We start from the raw sequence: 18,632 nt of genomic DNA, 5'->3' as shown, positions 1-18,632 counted from the left end.
AAGGTGGCTACGTTTGACGGGCAATTTGCGACGTTTCGTGCGCAAAGTGACGCCATTCTGCTCGCTGCTTGAATTGCCGGACCGGTCTACGGGAAAAGATCTCGGGGGTGGACTCCGAGTGCTTTGGCGAGCTTCTCGAGGTTGAGCAACGCGACGTTGCGTTCGCCTCGTTCGATTCCTCCGATGTAGTTGCGGTGAAGATCGCTACGAAAGCCCAACTCCTCCTGCGACCAGCCCTTCGCCTCTCGCAATTCGCGGACGCGTCTTCCAACTTTCTCGAGAATTCCTTTTGCAGCCATGCTTTACATCACACTTATTAGTGTCTATCCTGGCTACACACGATAAGTGTGATTCCTTCGTCATTTTTCCAGCAAGATCATCGGAGGCCGCCGGTACACATACCTGTTCAATTGAACTGCACCCATGATCAGGTCCAAGGCGATTGCCGTGATAAACACGAAATACAGAATCTGGGCCGTCAGGCCGTGCTTGCCGCCAAACAGGGCGACGCAAACCAGCAACATCAGCAACGAATTCAGCGTCGTTGCGAAGACCGCGGACATTCCCGTCCTTCCGCCCACGGTTTCGGCCCGATTCGGATGTCGAGATTGGAACAGCAGCAATTCTTCGCCCGCGATTTCGTTGATTGTTTGTTCGATCTCGCTGATGCGACGCAAGTTGTCTTCCTTTGCCCTGGCGTGCTGGACCGTCGTACGCCCCATCCAGAGGATTGCTGAGGGTGTCGTGATCAACACGGCCAGCTGCAGTTCCAAGGGCAGGGCCAGCACCGCCACGATTGTCGCCGCCATGAAGCTCACGGCGACTGGCAACCGGCGATCCATTGCCGTCAACCGAAAACGCAATAGTTCATTGAGTGCGTTGTACTCGGCGAAAAGGACGTCAATTCTTTCTCGCCTCGACAGCCGTCTGCGAGGTTGTTCCGAGCTAGCAGTCTTTTCCATGATCGGGGTTTCTCGCTCCGAACCATCTCATCCTCCAACCCACTAATCAACATGCTCGCACTTTCTGCGTTCAACGTGCTTTCGGGTGTTACCGCCCCGGTCATCTGGCACAGTGCTCTGACGACCATGTTTCGCGTTTGCCGTGAGATCGCGGCGAGCGTGTCCGCCGACATCCGTGCCGGGCGTTTTCCGGACGGAATCTGCGCTCATTGCCGGGACTATCGTCACCCCGAGTTAGGTGACCTTCGACCACAGGTCAGATCACTTTATGACGAGTATCCGCTGAAAATGGAGTCGCCGTTCGAGGAAGTGGAGAATATCAGCGGAGGCGTGTGGCGTGCATCAGAAATACTCGGCGGAGATGACGCTTTGCTTCGCCTTCATTTCCAAAAGCGGACGCTCGATCTTCCGCTCCACTCACATGATTACTCGGACAGGGTGATTTTCGTAACCGAGGGACGCGGGGAATTCGAGTACTTCGCTGATTCCCGGGAGCGGGAACTGAATTCGATCGAGGTTGAAACGGGTGATGTGCTTGTCTTTTCGCGGGGAACGGTTCACTCATTCAGGACCTCGGAAGATGATCTGCAGCTCCTGTCCTATCATTCGCCTTACATCGAGCTCTCCCACCACCGACAGTTCACACTGCTCCACTAGCCGGAGTCCGATGCGGATCACGAGTTCCGGTCAAGCCAAAGCTCCAGTGCTTCGTTTTGAATCTGTTGGAAGGTCGTTTGAACGTTTCCGTCCGCCTCTTGTCGCCGGATCCAGTCTTCGAGCTGGGCAATCAACGTCGGTTTGAATCGGACCGTTTTCTGAATGACCGACTTGGCCAATGTTCTTGACAATTGTTCGTCCGAGATTTTGCGTGGCTTCGACACACTGCGGTTCTTTCTTTCAGGTTGCTTCGATGGTGCATCCTTGGCCGGCTCGCCTCCATCGAGGCCGGCACTTTCCACTGAAGGTGAAGCCTCAGAACTTTCGGTTGATAGGTTGGCGAGTCCGTTCGAAATGAACTGGCCGATTTTGTCATCGGTATCCAGTGCATCGGCGACAGTACGTCTTTCACTATCCATAGTGAACCACCTGCGGATACTCTCGCTCGATAAGTTCTGCAAATAGGTTCTGAATGTCCTGGGTTGCCTTTTCGATCGAGGACGTTGAAGCAATCATCCGCGTGACCACGGTGCCCTGCTGGTCAGCCTCGGGGAATGCCTGTAGATCACGGACTGCTGTCTTTGCCACCGACAATCCGAGTTTAGGTGCCAGCTGTTCCACCTCTTGGTAGATCCGTGTGCGTTTCTTCGCCTTGTTGAGCACCAGCCAGGCGGAGTGCGGCTTGCCTCCTGTCAATTTCCTCGCGTACTCAAGCACGTTGATCGATGTCTTGGTAGAGCGAAGGCACTTGATCGTTGGTTCCGTTGGAAAGACGGCGATGTCGGCCATTACCATGAGCGCCCTTGCCTCATCTTCCAGTTTCGCCGGAGCATCGGCAACGACGTCCTCAAATTCGTTTGCCAACTCCTTCACGACCGCTGGGATCTTTCGTGCATCGAATTCAGAAACGACGGTGATGTTGGGCTCCGCTTGTGTGACGGCGCGTGCAGTGTGGAGCTGCTTGTCAGTGTCCAAAACGGCGACCCGTCTACCGCTGTCATGCAGGTAGACGGCGAGTGCCGTCGCCAGGGTTGACTTGCCGACTCCACCTTTTTCATTAACAAACAGGTAAATCATTTCTTTGGTGTCGCATGAATGCATGAATCACGCAAGCATCTTTCTGGATGTCGTGATTCTTTCCTGCCGACTGCAAGATTCATTCGAGACTCACACCTGGGTCATGCCTGACTCGGGAGAGGTTGCCTGAATAGGTCAGGCATGAATGAATCATCCAATTCGTTTTAATCGAACGCGATTGCAGCGTGGGAGGAACGCCAAGTGACTGAACAAGCCCCATTGCGACATGGAGAATATCCGCGATACCGTACCTTCGGGCGTTTAGGGAGTCGGCCGATGTGCAAAGGTCTCGGCGAGACAGACAATTCCATTCAATTGAAAAGAGGTACGCAAGAACGTTCTTTAAGTTCTTCTTGTTCTTACGTACGCGACCGTCAACTCATTGAATTGACTCGTGAATCGACGAAAATCTTGTCTGGAAACACGAGCACTTTGTGCTCGGAACACGACCGAACTTGCTTGGCAACACGGCCTTTCTTGTCTGGGAACACGGCCAACGCTTGTCTGAATCGCAGGCTTGCTTTTCTGGAAACACGACCAAATTCGGTTTTCACAATGGTCGTTGGTGTTCTCCACGGTCAGACAGCCTCTGTTTGGAGATGGGGGGAGTAGTGACAACGATCGCGCTCTCAAATCCACGTCGAAACAAAACCGATGGTACGGCCATTCTTGCCCCGAGTCTCGGCAAAGACGAAATGAACTTGGTCGAGTTTCCCATCTGTCGTCTGTCATCAACAAATGAGCAATCCATCGAAATCGTTCACGAAGTTCGAGATCGAACGACCAAGAAGCTGGTGCAACGCACATTGATCATCAGTGGATCGGCCAAGTTTGGATTGCCGCGTCCGATTGATGAACAAGTCCTCCTGGGGCTTAGCTCGTTGACCCATCAAAATGGAGCGGTCGGCCGAAAGGTGGCGTTTTCGCAGTACCAGCTGTTGCAGACGATTGGCTGGTCCACCGATGGGCGAGCGTACCGGCGGCTCGCTGAGAGTTTTGACCGGTTGACGAGCGTGTTTCTCAAGTTCTCGAACGCGTGGTGGGACAAGGGCGAACGGGAGTACCGAAGTCACGGATTTCATCTCATCGAAAGCTATGAACTTTGCTCCGGCGAACGTTACTCAAAACATCGCAATCAGTCACGGAAACGTTCACAAATGCTGAGCTCATTTGTCTGGAGTGATGTGATGTGGAAGAGCATCGGCGACGGCTACATTCGATCCATCGACATGGAGATGTTTCGCAAAATCGCGAAGGGACGCAGACGTGAGGTACCGATTCGGCTTTATCGCTGGCTGGGGAAACAATTTTGGCCGAGGACTCGGCGGACGGTTCAATTTGACTTGATGCGACTTGCTGAAGGGACACTGGGATTGGCAGAACGCTATCCGAGCCAAGTAGTGCGAATCGTCGAACGCGCCGCCAACGTGCTAATCGACGTTGGGTTCCTGAGTGATTTCAACGTGGTCAAGCGAAGAGGCGGATCCGGTTGGGACGGAGTGTTCGTGCGTATGTCCTCAAAACGAGCCAGGGCCACGCCAGCCATCGCTCGAAAAGCCCATGTGTCCCCAGCCGAAACGACGAAGAACGCGATCGCCGCCGAAACCGACGACTGGATACAACAGAGAGATGAGGCAGTCCTCGCCAGAGTTGAGCGAGAGGCTTTGAAATCGAAATTTGGCACGGATTTTGAAAGACGCCAAATTACCACGGCAATCCAGAAGGGGAGGCCCATTAGCGCTTCCGGTCAGCTCCGCAAGAATTATGTCCGGCGATACGCGGACGCAGAGTATCGAGAACAGTATGCAAGACTACTCGGCTGAGTCAGATGCTGGGGGCGTACAACGTTCCTGGCGATGGATGAACCAACCCAATTTTCAGTTGGCCGAGCGTCACTCCGGTGTTATTCTTGAGACTGTGGCCAATCACCAGGAATTCGGATTACGGTAGAATCTCGTTATGGCAACTCTCCAAGAAATCGAACAGTTCTCTCGATTTGCGGTATCACGCATTGAGTCCGACGGTGCCCATTTATCGATCAGCGAACTTTTCGACGAATGGAATATCCAGAATCCACCAAAAGAGGACGGCTTCGCGATCAAGGCCGCGATTCGAGATATGGAGAACGGCGATACTGGGCAGCCGTTCGATGAATTCGCCAGAGAGTTTCGGGACCGCAACAACCTTGTCGGCGAATGACGCTTCATTTCAAGATCCTCGGGCGAGCCCGTTAAGACGCGCAGGCAATCTTTCATTTTCTACACGAACGCTCGCCGCGGGGTGCGTCGAGCTGGTGGGAGGCGTTCTTCGACAGGTGCTCTTCAAGACACGCCGTGGCCGAACGTATCGATTCGTTTTCACGATAGTCGACGACGAATTGCGGATTCTTCGAGTTCGTGGTCCCGGCCAGCCAAAATTGCAATCCGATGAATTGCCCGGCTGAACGCGACCACGATTCCGGACAAAGTTACTTGGAAAGCCCAGCCGCCTGATCCAATTCCTGACACCGATCAGCTGCCTGTATCACCACCTTGATGATCGCCTCGGCGTTTCCAGGATAGAATCTGGACGAGTATCCCGACTTGTCCGTCTGCGAACTCTTCCACGCGCGAGACAGAGCAAAGTAATGGTTGTTCTGTCCTCGGAAGATTCCCGCACCGATCGCGCCTTCGCGGACTGTTTCCACGTAGTTTGTGGAGGGGTTAGTCGATGTTGGTGACGCTTCGGTCTGATTCGCTCTCCGAAGGTCCGCCGTATTTGCAGGTTGCATTGCCATAATGGTCTCCTTTTCCAAAGTTGAAGGCAGCAGCCTGCCACGGATTCAGACGCTAAGCAAAACACGGTTTGTCGACTGCGATATCAGTGACACGAATTGTGGAATGTCGCCGCAGTGTCCCACGTGTCGACTGCGTCAGTCGCATGGATCGGTACATCGCGAAGAACCTCTCCGCCTGCCTGTAAGTCACCGTGTTCAATCAGGTTTCGCTGTCAACAAACTCGATAGCTGAGCGAAGCCAGTGCGGGTTAATCGAGCGTGTCGACGATCGGGCTTGGTCGCATTACCAATGCACGGGTGTGGAAATGACCTGACTGCTGTCAACTTGGCTTGGCGACCGTGCGTCCTGGCGGTGGCGTTGTATCGCACTTGAGCTACATGCCACCGCGGTGACACGTCGCATCGGTGACGCGTCTGCGAAAGTGTGGTCGGACTTTTGAAATGGAGTTTGATTGGTGATAAGGTCGTCATCCAACAGTGTTTGAACGTGAGCGATGACCGGAAAGCAAGACAAATCAGAGAATCGAGCAACAACAAATTATCGGGGACTATCCAAAGTCGCCTCGTACCGTTTCAGCCCGGAGGTGGCTCTTGAACTCGAAGTCTACGGCGTTGCCAGACGCTTCGGATCACAACGGGATATCATCGAACGGTCACTCGAGGAGTTCTTTTTGAGGAACCCGTTGCCAGAAAAACTGCGACTTGCGGCGATCACGGTTTTGGAAGGAGGTGAGTAATGGTGGCGCGGAAGACCAGCAGGGAACAGGCAGAAAAGCTCACGTTTCGACTCGCCCCGGCGTATGCGGAGAAAGTTTTCGAAGCGGCGACTGCGGCCGGGATTTCTCCGAACCAGTTCGGCCGAGTCGCCACGATGGCCATCGCAGAGAACGGGTTTCTAGGACTGAGCCGTCGACTCGCGTTTGTGGAGGAAGAATTGATTCGGCTTCGAAAAGACTTTAACGAAGTCGTTCACGGTTAGAAGGAGGACGATTGCTTTCGATCAAGCCCATTGGCGGCAGCTGCAAAGAAGTCAATTATTATTCCGCGCTGGGGGACGCTGAGCAGCACGACTACTACGCCGAAGATGGCAACCGACCCGGCGTTTGGTTCGGAAGCGGTGCCGCTGCGCTCGGATTGAGCGGCGCGGTGAATCCGCCTGCATTCAAGAATCTGCTGGACGGATTGTCGGCCGATGGGTCTGAACAACTCGTTCGGACTCGAAAGAAAGGGCAGGTCTCACGCCGTGCTGGATTCGACCTGACCTTCTCGGTGCCCAAGAGTTTTTCCGTTGCCTGGTCGATCGCGGATCGCAAAACGCGAACCGAAATGGATCGTTGTGCCAGGTCGGCACTCTACCAGACGCTGCAAATGGTTGAGAATCTGTGTGGTCAAACCCGACGGGGAAAAGATGGCGTTCGGGTCGAGGACGGAAAACTGACGTTCGCGATTTTCAGCCATGATACGGCCCGTGGTATTCAGGGGCAGGCTCCCGATCCGAATCGGCACTTTCATGCGGTGTTGGTCAATGCCGTCGTCCGAAACGACGGGTCGACCGGTGCACTAGATGCCCGCCCGCTGTTTCTCAGGCGGATGAAGATGGCGATCGGTGCGTTGTTTCGTGCGGAACTCTCGAGTCGACTGGAAGAATTGGGGTTTGCCACGGAACGCCCAACAAGGGAGCCCTTGGGCGACAAAGCGAGCTGGTTTGAACTCGCGTGCGTGCCAAAACCACTTCTCTCTGAAATGAGTAAACGGAGAGCCGCAATCGAAACATGGCTTGCGAGACAAGGGCTTTCGGGAGCACGAGCGTCGGAGCGGGCGGCGCTGAGGACTCGAGAAAGCAAAAAAAACTTTTCGCAACGTGAGTTTTTCGAATCGTGGCGTGCTACGGCGCACACACACGGATTCGATCAGAGTCAAATCTCTGCGGCGATCCAGGACACAATCGAACGGCGGTGTCCCTCGGTTCGGTCAATCATTGAATCGGCCGTCAACGAGATTGTTGAGAAGCAAGCCCGGTTCACGGAACTCGAGCTGCTTGAACGGGTCGCCGTGGAATCGCAGTGCTGTGGAATTGGGATTTCCGAGATTCGGAATGGGCTTTCGACGTTCCTGTCGACGTCAGAAGAGCTGGTGCGATTGTCTGACGATCGATCCGGCGTCAAGACTTTCACGACGCGATCGATGCTTGCCCTCGAAAACCGAATGTTGGCAAAAGCAGGCAAGCTTGGGTACTCCGATTCACATGCAATCGCTCCGGAACGTGCCAATGCGGTGCTAAATCGGTTTGCCACCCTGCGAGACGAGCAAGTGGAGGCTGTCCGGCACCTGGTATCCGGAACAGACATCGCATGCATCAATGGCGTGGCAGGGAGTGGTAAAACATTCATGCTTCGAGCGGCAAACGAATGCTGGCAATCGGCCCGCTATCGAACCGTCGGAACATCGCTATCGGCAAAGGCCAGCCGAGGATTGGAAGAGGGTTCCGGGATACGGTCCATGCACATTCACCGGCTGCTAAAGGAAATTGAAACCGGCGAGCAATCCGTTGATTCGAAGACCATTCTTGTCGTCGATGAAGCGGGGATGGTGGGGACGAAACAGGCGGAACGCTTGATCTCCATCGTATCCAACGCTCGAGCGAAAATCGTTCTCGTGGGTGACTACCGGCAACTGCAAGCAATCGACGCTGGGGCGGCGTTTCGTGGAATCATGGACCGAGTTGGACAAGTATCGATGAACGAAATCATCCGCCAACGGGAAAGCTGGTCGCGCCGCATGGTCAAGGACCTTCGAGACGGCCACGCCGAACAAGCGTTGAAAGAAATGTGGGAACGCGGGAAGCTCTTTATCGGCACCGACCGCGACGATGCGATGGAGCGTTTGGTCGCGGATTGGAAACAGAGGGTCATTGATCAACACTCGCTTCATCAGACAATCGCGCTGGCCGGCACCAATCTGGAAGTTCGGGCACTCAATCGTCGAATGCAAGCTGTGCGGATCCTGGAAGGGCAGATCGGCGGCCCGAGCATTGAAGTCGACGGGCTTGAATTCCACGAGGGTGATCGTGTCCTGGTCACACGAAACCACCATCCGCTGTGTCTGAGGAATGGGACGATCGCTGACGTGGTCGAGATACACGGCAAAACGCTGCGTCTGCGATTGCAAAACGGAGTCACCGTCGCAGTAGACACGTCGGCATTCGACAAGATCACCTTGGGCTACGCGATTTCGACTCATCGAGCCCAAGGGATGACCACGGAAAACGCTTTTGTCTTGGGTGGGAACCTGACGATGACCGACCGGGAACTAAGTTACGTCCAAGGTAGCCGGGCCAAGTCGTTCACGAAATTCTATTCGGATGTACTTTCGACGGGTGAGGGAATAGGTGGACTCGCCGACCTAATGAATCGGAGCCGTCAAAAGGAACTCGCGATCGATCATGTGATGGATGGTGTGGTGTGATTGCTTTGCCGACACTGATTCGATATGGAATTTCGGCCGGCCTGATTCTGTTGGTCGTCTTTCATCCGGCGATTCGCAGGTGGTGGAAGTCGGCGCGTTATCGTCGCGGCCGGTCGTTGGTGAAAGCAAATGCGTCGGTTCGACGCAGGCCCAAGAATTCACTTCGCTGGGGGAACGCCTGGATTCCGGAGTCGGCAGCGACAGGCCACTTTCTTGCCGTGGGTACAACCGGCAGTGGCAAATCACAGATCCAAAAGCTGTTGATGAAAGATGCGCTTTGCCAAATTCGGGCTGGTAGCGACAAACGAGCTGTGATCTTTGACGCCAAAAACGATGTCTCGGCGTTCTTGCATCACATCAACGTTCAGTGTCCGGTTTTCACTTTGAATCCATTCCATGCCAGTGGCGGGTTGGCCACTCCCGTTGCCTGGGACATCGCGAGTGACGTAACGAGTCCGGCGCGTGCTTTGAATCTCGCGAAATCGCTAATCCCGAGTGAGCGTAGTGGCACGAACCAGTATTTTTCGGATGCTGCTCGATTAGTCGTTGCGGCAATCATCGAGTCCATGATCCGCCACTCCGGAAAATCCTGGACGTTTCCGGATCTGGTATTTGGCTGCCTTGCCCGGTCGCGGATGGAAGCCATTTTGGAACGAGACACTGCCGGCCGGGACGTTTTGGCGGGATTTCTGGGTGACGATCGTGTCGCGTACAGCGTTGCCAGCACGGTGTTTTCTCGCATGTCATACTTCAAGCCGATCGCCGCGTTGTGGCAGCGAATCGATCGGCGACTCAGCATCCGGCTGTGGCTGGAAACAGAATCGATTTTGCTACTCGGGGCAAACGCGACCGCCCGTACTTCGCTGGATGCGATCAACGAACAAATTTTCCGGGTGATGACGGAGGAAGTTGATGTCCTGGGGAATTCCGCAAGCCGCCGAATTTGGTGTTGGATTGACGAAGCCCGCTTGAGTGGTCCGCTCCTTCATTCGGACCTTCTCCCGTTTCTGGCGGTCAAAGGGAGATCGCGGGGAGTAGCACTTGTGTTGGCATTCCAGGATATCGAGGGGCTACGGGAAGCGGCCGGGGAAAGGCTCGCCAATGAAATCGTTTCGCAGATGTCGCACAAAGCGCTGCTCCGGGCGGAATCAGACGGTACCGCACAGTTCGCGTCCAAGCTCTGCGGGCAATTCGAAACGATCGAGTATTTCGAATCGGATTCATCGTCGCTATCGCAATCCGTTTCGGCGCAACGAGTCGTCCGAGACGCTGTGCTTCCCTCGGAGTTCTTCCAAATTCCGCCATCGAGACGAGAAAACGGGCTGACTGGCTACTTCCTTTCGCCGCACTTTGGAGCGCAAAAATCGACCGTACTTGGAGAGGACATTCAAGCGGTCGTCGTGAATGACGCCGATGAGCTTCGCCACTCGATCAAACCGCAGCCGGAAAGCTATCAGTGGATTCAAGAATGGGCGCCTTGCGACCATCAGCGACTCGCAATTCGACAGACTCTGGAGCCCGAACCAAATCTGTCCCATGAAGGGGAATCAAGTCGGCCCCGTCGGAACCCCTTTCGTGGGTCGATCGAAGCATCAGATGTTCACGAAATACCAAATTGAATCCGCGCCGAGTGCTTCGTTCCCTTCATCCGTATGGCCCTCACCCCGTGAATCCGGGCCATTGGTGAAGGGAACGGAGCGCGAACGCGATCCGCGCGGAACCACCCAAACTGGACCAACCGAGTGCTTTGTTTAGCAGATTCCGGAGGCCCTTCCAACGCAGCTTCGGTCTACGCCGAAGCGGACTTGTTCTTGCTGGAGAACTCGACTGCTTCACAAGATGGACAGAGACTTCGCAAGTCATCGGAGGCAGCCATCCGCTCATCCGTGCTCAAACGGATACTCTTACCAGCAGTCAGCCGTCGAATCTTGTGTTCAAACTGATTCTTTGTGACTTGATACATTCCGCCACGTGCTCCCACATATCCGCAGTTCCAGGCTGCCAAAGCTTGGCCGTAGCGAAGTGCTTCGATAAGTCGGCCATTTGTTGATCGCTTGAAGCCCTTCAAACCGCCACGCGACAATTTGTGGATGAGGCCAGCGGTACACCAGTCACCCGATCCAGCAGCGTCCTTCAGTAGGGGAGCCTCGATTGCTGCAAGCGTCTTCCACTTGGTCGACTCAGCATTTGGAAGGCGACTCCGGAACCGTAGTCCTGCAGAACCGAGCGTTTCAATTTCAAGCAGCAAGCTGTTCCGCACCGACTTCAAATCAAGATCGGCAATGTCGCGTAGCCGCTCGTTGGAGTACTTAACCACATGAGCTAACGCCCATGCCTCACGGAATAGTCGCGGCTCGCCAATCCCTGATGGCTCAAAAACAACTAACGCACCACGCTTCGCACTGTCCTCGGCAAGTGTAAGTGTGCCACGCGATACGCGGTCGAGAAAAAACACCTGATGGTCGGGCGTCGATTCTGTCAAATCGCTGGCAGCGCTCCCAAGGATTGACTTGTAACCCGGAAGATAAGAGCTGCAACAAGGACATCGCAGCGAAAACGAGTGAACAGGATTACCTTCTGCATCTTCTTTGATTCGTTGAATGATAATCGGCGTGCTTCCATCCTCAGTTCTTGTCACCAGCGATGCATCAACGTTCCATTTCAATAGGTCTTGGAGCAGCAAGTCTGCTGGCACGTCATTCTTGAGTCTTGCAACCGGCTTCGACTTCCAGCCGAGATAGCTGAGGACAGTTAGGACGTTTCCGCAGGTACCACCAGCGAAATTATTGACATCGTCATTGCTGACTACGACGTCGAGTGCGAGCAACCCAGTCCCAATCGCGGTTGGCTGCATACGGTTGATCTTTGTGCTTTTGATTGCTGTTTTGGTCATGATTCTACGTCCTGTTCCCCATCAAACCGATACGCTTCTCCGTTCATCCAGACATGAACTAATTCGCCATTTGCAAAGTCCTCGTCCACTGAATCGGCAAAGCGGTATTCAATCGTTTCCACCGATACGACAGCAAAATCTCGCTCAATCGCCGCCATCAGCAAGCCAATTCCCACCGCCTTGCTTCCCAGCGGCGAAAGAATCAGTTGCGAACCGCCAGCTTGCCAGAAAACTCGCTCTCTTGCATTAGCGATTCTAAGCACCGAACGGTACAGATCCAACGGGCTTCGTTCATGCGTGTACACGAGGTCGCGGGCGTCGACGCTCCATGTGGGGGTCATCGGGTCACTAATTGCCTCGAACAAATCGCCGTATTCCGCGATTAAAGCGTCTCCGGCTCGCGGATTGCCTGAGGGAAAGGGGATGATTGGGCAAACTGCGTGAGGCGCAACATCCTCGAAGATCAATCTAAGAATCTCTCGACAGTCGGTGCCCAGTTGAGGAAGCCAGAGCTTCGCCGCCGAGTCGCTCTGATCCAGCGTTAATCCGCCACCAAACGTATGAAGCTGAGACACCTTCCCGCAGGAGGTCGATTCGATCGCAGCATCCGTCTTGGGGTCATCTACGACGACGATATGGAAGTTGACATCAGAACCAAACTTTTTAGTTGCTTCAAAACAGTATCGAGCGAGCGGGAACATGACTCCGGTGGAAAGCGCACTGCAATCCAAAACAACATCCGTCACGCTCTCTAGCTTCATCCGTTTATGAAGTTCGGCCGTTGCCCTCCGTCCACCGACTGGTGCATTGTCGATTCCAAAGACATCGACGGAAAAAATATCCACCAGCGGAATGAGTTTTCGGATTTCAGCATCATTCGCATCCGCCTTTTCACGAAGTCCGTCCGTGGCATTGGGACGTTCTTCGCGAATGAACAAGCCATTCAGTCGCTGTCCACAAGCTTTAGACAACTGAGTTGCAATCGCACGACTTCGTGGATCAAACCCGGCTCCACCGATCAATAGTGTCTGACGATCGCCGCGACTGAAGTAGTCATCGACGAATTCCTCAGCGTCACTTCCACGATGATGTATGCACCGTTCCCAACGAGGTCGCATATTCATCGCTTTGGCTCCGTCAGGAGCGTCGACAGTTCGTCAGCATTCGATTCAATGAACCCACCACGTTTCAGCGTCAGGCCGTGCTTCAGCAGAACCATGCCACCTAGCTCAAGCAGGCACCACGACTTGCTCTTACAAGAGTGGTGAGGCACGAGGCTGACGGCGTTGTAGGCAATCGCGAATTGTAGAACTGTCGCCAGCACCGGATAGTCCTTTGCCATCCGATCAAACTGCTCTTGTGGAATGCCGACTGCGTTGGCGATTACCGCTCCGTTGGGTTCACGCGACTTTTCAAAACAGCGACGAGCGATTTCATCGACTAGATTCTTAACTTTGCGGTCATGCGGAAAGTTCCAGCCATAGATGAACTTTTCGCCACACTTGCGAAGCAAAACATTCTGTTTCTGTGGCGTAAGCTGAACGCTCTTGCCACGAGCGACCTGTGTGACGATTTCTTCAACCAGTTCAGCTGTCAGTTGCAGAAACTGTTCGGCGTTCTCACTACTCGCATCACAAACGTCATCAATCCCAAAATAGTAGGGCCGTTTGTGGTCATGAAACAGGTTGAAAACCGCTGCGGAGTAGACGTCAGCATTCGCGGCGACTTGCACATCCGATTCAGTTTGATCATCGGCTGGAAACAAGGAAGGAACTATCCTGCGGCGACGTCCTGCGAAGCGATGCATCATTACTTTGAGCATCTGAAGCTGAACCTCTTCGGTGTCCGCTTTCTTAAAATCTTCGATCTGTCGCTCAAGCTTGCTTCGATCTGCGGCATTGATTTCCAGTGACTTTTGAGTGCTACCCACACTCTTCTTTAGCCTCGCAAGTTCCGGCGGGCTGATTGCGACAATGGTGTCACCGAGTAGGTTTGTGATATTGGTCAGGCCACGCTCACTCAAGACAGGCATCCGTCGAAGATACCGAGACGCCATGTCTTTTGCCATCTTGCGGAACCGCGTGCGTTCTGTCCGGCGCAACCCAGAGCTTTGCAAAAGTATCTTTTCCGTTTCCCTTTCAGCGGATACGCCGGGAAACTTGGCCGCATCAGTCGCGTCTTGAGAGACAGCCTCCAAAGCTTCCTGCGGGACAAGGATGTCGAATCTAGCAATCATCCAACGAGCGACGCGCAGTTCCCGTCGCAACAAAAACTTTTCGAGAGAGCGAAACTGTTCTGGATGAAGTAGGTGGGCATCATCAAAAATCGCAAGCGGGATCAGATCGCTTATTCCTTCACCAAGCGGAATCTGAATTCGGTCGATGATATCGAAGGGGCGATATGGTTGAATCGCATCTGAAGGCAAGTGCGCTTCATCCGGTGCGACCAACGAATTCATCACTTGGTAGATCGCATTCTCGACCTTCGCCGCTCGCTCTCGGATTGAACGCCCGTCTGCTCCGCCAATCGTATTGACCAAGTCAGATGCTTCGGGACGAGTCACGATCGCAACTTCGTCTTCACCGATGCCAGCTTTCTTCAGATGGCGAAACCATCCCAAGACGGCACGGGCTTGCAAAAGAGCAGTCATCAAATTGGTTTTAAGCTCTTCGCGATATCCGAACTCCCAGAAATCCCGGTAGTCCGTTTCCAGTGGCAACCGAAACCCTAAGACTCTTGGCAGGCCATCTTGCATCGCACCACAGGAGGCAAGTGCCGATGAAATGTCCTTATGCCCCTCGAAGTTGCGGTTTTGCGACAACGTATGGAATGTCGGATATTCAAACAGCCTCGCGAGCGTTGTTTTGCCGCTGCCGGGAGTTCCACGCAATAAAACGAGACGGTCATAGAGCCTGCCGCTCTTGCCAGCCTCTTCAAGAAAATATTTGATTGGCTCAGGCGTCACGACAGCGAGAAACGCTTCGTCCTCGCGGAGAAACTCAGTTGCCCTTCTGCGAAACGGATTGTCCATCTTTTACTCAGTTTCTATAGGTGCCGTTGTCGCCGTCGGAAAAGCGGTCGCATCGCATGCTTGCCATCTTTGCCCTCTGTCTCTGCCCACAACAACGCAATCGAGTTGTTCGGCGTGTTGTGCTCCATGACCAGCGGTAGACCGCATTCGCCAAATCCCCATCGACCATCGTCCCCGCCGACCTTCATGTGACGAGTTTCAATGGAGTCGTCATAGTATTTATCGACCAGTTTGGCGAACTCTGGCGACGAGGTTACAGTTTCTCGAATATCAGGCGGCAATTCGATCCCCCAAGTGAATCTAACTCGCTCAAACCAATTGCCAGTCGACTCGTCTGCCGCTCGGCTCCGATGATTTTGCAGAACTGCATCCACCGCCTGAGAAGTCGCCACGTAGTGATGAACGATCAAGCTCCAGTCATCCTCGAAGTGCGTGCTAGAAACATTTTCCGCCATCACATCGACGTAAAACTTCGGCATTTTCCCTTTCCATTTACCATCTTCATATCGAAGCAGAGATTTACCACTTCCGGTGAAGTCATCTACAAGCACAACGCACGCGAACTTCGCTGAATCGTCCTTCAAGTCGTTTCTAAGCTCCGAGAGCATGTCGTCCCACTTCGCCTTGTTGATACGAGGTGCAGTGATGACTTGCTCGTTCGATATACGACCTTCGTTGGCGCGTCGAAAAATGTCGATTCTTGCTCCGTCACTCAGTTCCACGAAGATCGTTTTACGTAATAACGTACGAAACGTTTCAGCCGAGTCTGAATCAGACCAAGTTGCATACCTTGGCTTTCCGGTTAAGTTAGACGTTCGGGTAAGCAGAAACGGCTCAACAGCTTCAGGGTAGAGCAACTCGACCAAATGACGCATCTCCGCTTCAGAGAAGAACAACAGCTTCGATTTCACGAAGTCGTATGCGACAACACGGTCTTCCTTCGGGAATTGCTGTAGCCAATCAGCCAAGCTTTCAACGAACCGCGTTCCCGCCACAAACTCTTGGTAGTCGTCATACTTCATTCGCGACATCAGGCTGAGCCACGCAAACTCATCGCGAAATCGCTCGTCGCTCCAGCCCATCAAGTCCGCAACTTTGCCGAGGATGAATTCACGCTTCATTACAGGAACCCTTCCAGTTTGTGCGGGAGCTTCAGACGGGCGATACCAGTTTTGCTGATCTTCAGCCGCGAAAGATATTCCAAGGTTGCTTCCACGCCGCTCAAACCGGGACTCGCTAAATTCCAGCAACTGTTCCGATCGGACGACACTTCGTCAACGCTAAGCGAGAAATCGTTTCGCAATAACTCGCTGTCATTGCCCGGCCAAAGCCCCATATCTCCGATTGCAAGAACGTCGCCGTTGTATTCTTTGTTGATGGCATCCATGACATCGACCTTGGACACATCTACGGGGACAACGTCAAACGAATGACTTGACCGCACAGCCTTGACCTGACCGGGAAACAGGGACGCCGTCGCATGCTGAATCAATTCCCAACACTCCTCGACATCTTGGGAGTTTTTCGTCTCTACGGTGATCTGACGCAACCGGCCTTCCAAGCAGGCGATCTGCTGAAGCCGCTTGTCGGAATTCAGTTCTGACCACACGCCTGATAATTCGGGACTTACTTTTGGTGTGCCATCAGGCATAGCCGAATTCGATAACGGGGCAATTTGACCACCGTTGTAGTAACCCACCAAAATCTGATCCCTGAATCGCTTCGGAAGTGAATTCTGGAACGATTCACGAACAGACTTCCCACGACCCGTTGCGATTCCGATAGCCATGCCGCTTTCAAGTAGATTTGTAATCGCGTCAGTCACTTCTGGGCGCAGATCGCTGCGTCGTTCTGCCGAACTGCACAGCGTACCGTCGTAGTCAAAAACAACAGCGGAGAACTTGGCTGCTTGAAGGTTTTCAATGAAACCTTGATACGCAGTGAGCCAGCTTTTGAGCGTACCGCGGCGTTCGAGATGCTGAATCGAACAGCGTGCTTTACGCTCGATCGCAATGGTTTCGCGGGTTGGGGGCTGGACTTGTTTCGGAGCAAGGTTGCCATAAGCGTTCAGGCGATAGATCTTTCTCCCGAACGATGGGACACCGGGGCGCCCCGGATCAATACTGACGGATTCGCCAGCGGCTGCTGTCAGGGAAAACGCATAGGACAAACCTTTCAGCATTCCCAATGCATCACTTGTCAAATCTATCCGGAACACCGGCACATCGTCTGGGATTTCTGAGAGCGTTCTATCAGCTAATTTTCTCTCATCGTCCTCGACAAATGCGATGACAGACGTCTGACCAGAATGTTTTGCAATCCAATGATGCCGACCGTGGGCGAAATGGCGGTAGTCAGCAAGGGCAACGTTTTGAAGAGCTGCTTCGGTGAGCTTTGATTCCACGTCAACGGCGGCAGCATAGGACGTCGGCCCATAGAGAACGATCGTCGTCTTTCGTTGCCAAATGTCTTCGGAGTCTTTCGCAACCTTGGCGATGAGTGAATTCCATTTAGTAACACCTGCCACTGTTGCCAGCTTCTTTGAAATTCTCAGCTTCAATCCAGAAGCCTGCTGAAATGCGCGGGTGAGCAATACACTTGATGCCCAAAGCGAGTTCACTGCTAGAAACCCATCGCCTTGGGAAGGGATCGGAAATTCCTCGACAAAGACATTTGAATGCTTGGCTGCTTCAATCGACAATTTCGAGTTGATTTTGGTACATAAAGAAACCACAACCCTTGCATCATTGACTGACGCTGTTTTCAGCACGCCGATCGCATCGGGGTTCGAGCCGCTGGCCGTTGCGATCAGCACGGATGCTTGGCGAATTGCCGAGCGTTGCGCAGAAAGTTCTTGTGGCGTCACTGCGAAGGCAAGGTTTGAACTCGCGGTTCGGAAAAGGCTGGCGGCAACGGCGGCGGTCGTGAATGAACCTCCTGAACCAACCGCCAGCAGTGGACCGGCCATGGCGGTTTGAAGATGATCGGCCAAAGAATCAACCGATGCGGTACACGCCCAGTGATGCGTCGCTTCCAATTCGCTGAGTTCTTCTCCGAATGGTCTTCCCACAGGCTTTTCTACCAGTTACGCCGTTCATCAATCCCATATTCTCCGTGACTTACGGTTACCGCGCATGCGGTGCTGGCCGCGGCCTGCGGATTGTACCACGAGTGCCGAATCGCGAAAACCAAATACGATCAAACTTTGCCGCGCCACATTCACACGCTCATAGCCGCCCGCTGTTCGAACCAATTCAGCACCAATTTGATTGCACTTTGCGACGTGAATCTGGTCTTGTTTGCGATCTGGTTGCCGTTGTCCCCATCTTTCCGCAGCCTTTGTGCTTTGCACCCAGCGGAAGTAGTTCGTTCTCGTACAGCGAAAGCCGATCTCGGGACCATAGACGGTTGCCCGAACGGGGCGCCCAGAACCCATCGACATTCAATGGCATTTGAATCCGGGCAGCTAACCTTCACAGCCAATGCACTAACGTGCTGATCAGGACATTGATTAGGGGCATGATGGAATCAAGTTCAGCGGACGTTTGGCAGTGTTTTGGGCCGGCTGCATCCGCAGCCCGATGCGTCCCGCTTTCCACAACTTGATTTCGCCGCTCCGGGACTTTTCGAAGAGTCCCTCCCGCGGCTCGCCAGCTGTGGAAAGCGGACTTCTGTTTGGCTTACGGCCATCTAATTATCCCTGATGCCGACGTCGTCGGCGACAGAGAATCAGATTGGGAATGTTGGAGTGAAGGAGAAAAGGTATTGGAA

General features: G+C 53.7%; 16 protein-coding genes. 7 read left to right on the top strand and 9 right to left on the bottom strand.

The window, feature by feature from the left end; translation table 11 throughout:
- Positions 1-86 precede the first annotated feature (86 nt).
- Together NZK35_RS06395 and NZK35_RS06390 are read right to left on the bottom strand one after the other, a co-directional pair.
- A complete protein-coding gene (locus tag NZK35_RS06395; protein WP_145214899.1) occupies positions 87-299 on the bottom strand; it encodes a helix-turn-helix domain-containing protein in 213 nt (70 codons plus the stop codon).
- Between the two features lie 60 nt (positions 300-359).
- The gene (locus NZK35_RS06390; RefSeq protein ID WP_259631763.1) at positions 360-962 is read right to left on the bottom strand and encodes a hypothetical protein; all 603 of its coding nucleotides are present in this window, start codon (positions 960-962) and stop codon (positions 360-362) included.
- 159 nt (positions 963-1,121) lie between these two features.
- On the opposite strand from NZK35_RS06390, the gene NZK35_RS06385 reads away from it, so the two are divergent.
- On the top strand, positions 1,122-1,619 hold the full coding sequence (locus NZK35_RS06385) for a cupin domain-containing protein (protein ID WP_259631762.1): 498 nt from the start codon (positions 1,122-1,124) through the stop codon (positions 1,617-1,619).
- A 17-nt stretch (positions 1,620-1,636) separates the two neighbouring features.
- Here NZK35_RS06385 and NZK35_RS06380 read toward each other — a convergent pair whose 3' ends face one another.
- Together NZK35_RS06380 and NZK35_RS06375 are read right to left on the bottom strand one after the other, a co-directional pair.
- Complete coding sequence (locus NZK35_RS06380; RefSeq protein WP_259631761.1) at positions 1,637-1,810, bottom strand: hypothetical protein; 174 nt, start codon at positions 1,808-1,810, stop codon at positions 1,637-1,639.
- 220 nt (positions 1,811-2,030) lie between these two features.
- The gene (locus tag NZK35_RS06375) at positions 2,031-2,696 is read right to left on the bottom strand and encodes a ParA family protein (RefSeq protein WP_259631760.1); all 666 of its coding nucleotides are present in this window, start codon (positions 2,694-2,696) and stop codon (positions 2,031-2,033) included.
- Positions 2,697-3,391: 695 nt separating this feature from the next.
- On the opposite strand from NZK35_RS06375, the gene trfA reads away from it, so the two are divergent.
- From trfA to NZK35_RS06345, 6 genes are all read left to right on the top strand, one after another.
- Positions 3,392-4,519 (top strand): replication initiator protein A, encoded by a 1,128-nt coding sequence (gene trfA / locus NZK35_RS06370; protein ID WP_259631759.1) that lies wholly within the window; start codon positions 3,392-3,394, stop codon positions 4,517-4,519.
- Positions 4,520-4,655: 136 nt separating this feature from the next.
- Positions 4,656-4,895 carry a hypothetical protein gene (locus NZK35_RS06365; RefSeq protein WP_259631758.1) on the top strand — a complete coding sequence of 80 codons (240 nt, stop codon included), beginning with the start codon at positions 4,656-4,658 and terminating at the stop codon, positions 4,893-4,895.
- 1,071 nt (positions 4,896-5,966) lie between these two features.
- The gene (locus NZK35_RS06360) at positions 5,967-6,209 is read left to right on the top strand and encodes a hypothetical protein (protein WP_259631757.1); all 243 of its coding nucleotides are present in this window, start codon (positions 5,967-5,969) and stop codon (positions 6,207-6,209) included.
- Positions 6,209-6,451, top strand: coding sequence for a hypothetical protein (locus tag NZK35_RS06355; RefSeq protein WP_259631756.1), 243 nt, complete (start codon positions 6,209-6,211; stop codon positions 6,449-6,451). Before NZK35_RS06360 ends, NZK35_RS06355 begins: the two co-directional genes overlap by 1 nt.
- An 11-nt stretch (positions 6,452-6,462) precedes the next feature.
- Entirely contained in the window at positions 6,463-8,937 is a 2,475-nt protein-coding gene (gene mobF, locus NZK35_RS06350) for a MobF family relaxase (RefSeq protein WP_259631755.1), read from the top strand.
- Positions 8,934-10,556 (top strand): type IV secretory system conjugative DNA transfer family protein, encoded by a 1,623-nt coding sequence (locus tag NZK35_RS06345; protein WP_259631754.1) that lies wholly within the window; start codon positions 8,934-8,936, stop codon positions 10,554-10,556. Before mobF ends, NZK35_RS06345 begins: the two co-directional genes overlap by 4 nt.
- A gap of 170 nt (positions 10,557-10,726) precedes the next feature.
- On the opposite strand, the gene NZK35_RS06340 is transcribed toward NZK35_RS06345, so the two are convergent.
- Genes NZK35_RS06340 through NZK35_RS34620 form a run of 5 tightly spaced genes read right to left on the bottom strand, consistent with a single transcriptional unit; the run spans position 10,727 to position 17,931 of the window.
- Positions 10,727-11,830: a carbohydrate kinase family protein gene (locus tag NZK35_RS06340; RefSeq protein ID WP_259631753.1), complete on the bottom strand. Its 1,104-nt coding sequence runs from the start codon at positions 11,828-11,830 to the stop codon at positions 10,727-10,729.
- Positions 11,827-12,954, bottom strand: a complete 1,128-nt coding sequence (locus tag NZK35_RS06335; protein ID WP_259631752.1) for a hypothetical protein — start codon at positions 12,952-12,954, stop codon at positions 11,827-11,829. Before NZK35_RS06335 ends, NZK35_RS06340 begins: the two co-directional genes overlap by 4 nt.
- Complete coding sequence (locus NZK35_RS06330) at positions 12,951-14,861, bottom strand: hypothetical protein (RefSeq protein ID WP_259631751.1); 1,911 nt, start codon at positions 14,859-14,861, stop codon at positions 12,951-12,953. The genes NZK35_RS06335 and NZK35_RS06330 overlap by 4 nt, the downstream gene beginning before the upstream one ends.
- A 14-nt stretch (positions 14,862-14,875) precedes the next feature.
- Positions 14,876-15,982, bottom strand: a complete 1,107-nt coding sequence (locus NZK35_RS06325) for a phosphoribosyltransferase-like protein (protein WP_259631750.1) — start codon at positions 15,980-15,982, stop codon at positions 14,876-14,878.
- Positions 15,982-17,931, bottom strand: coding sequence for an HAD hydrolase family protein (locus NZK35_RS34620; RefSeq protein WP_259631749.1), 1,950 nt, complete (start codon positions 17,929-17,931; stop codon positions 15,982-15,984). The genes NZK35_RS06325 and NZK35_RS34620 overlap by 1 nt, the downstream gene beginning before the upstream one ends.
- Between the last annotated feature and the right edge of the window lie 701 nt (positions 17,932-18,632).

The sequence above is a fragment of the Stieleria sedimenti genome, from assembly GCF_025060895.1.
GTDB lineage: Bacteria > Planctomycetota > Planctomycetia > Pirellulales > Pirellulaceae > Stieleria > Stieleria sedimenti.
Note: the sequence above shows the minus strand (reverse complement) of the source record. Positions and strands in the feature narration are given on the sequence as shown.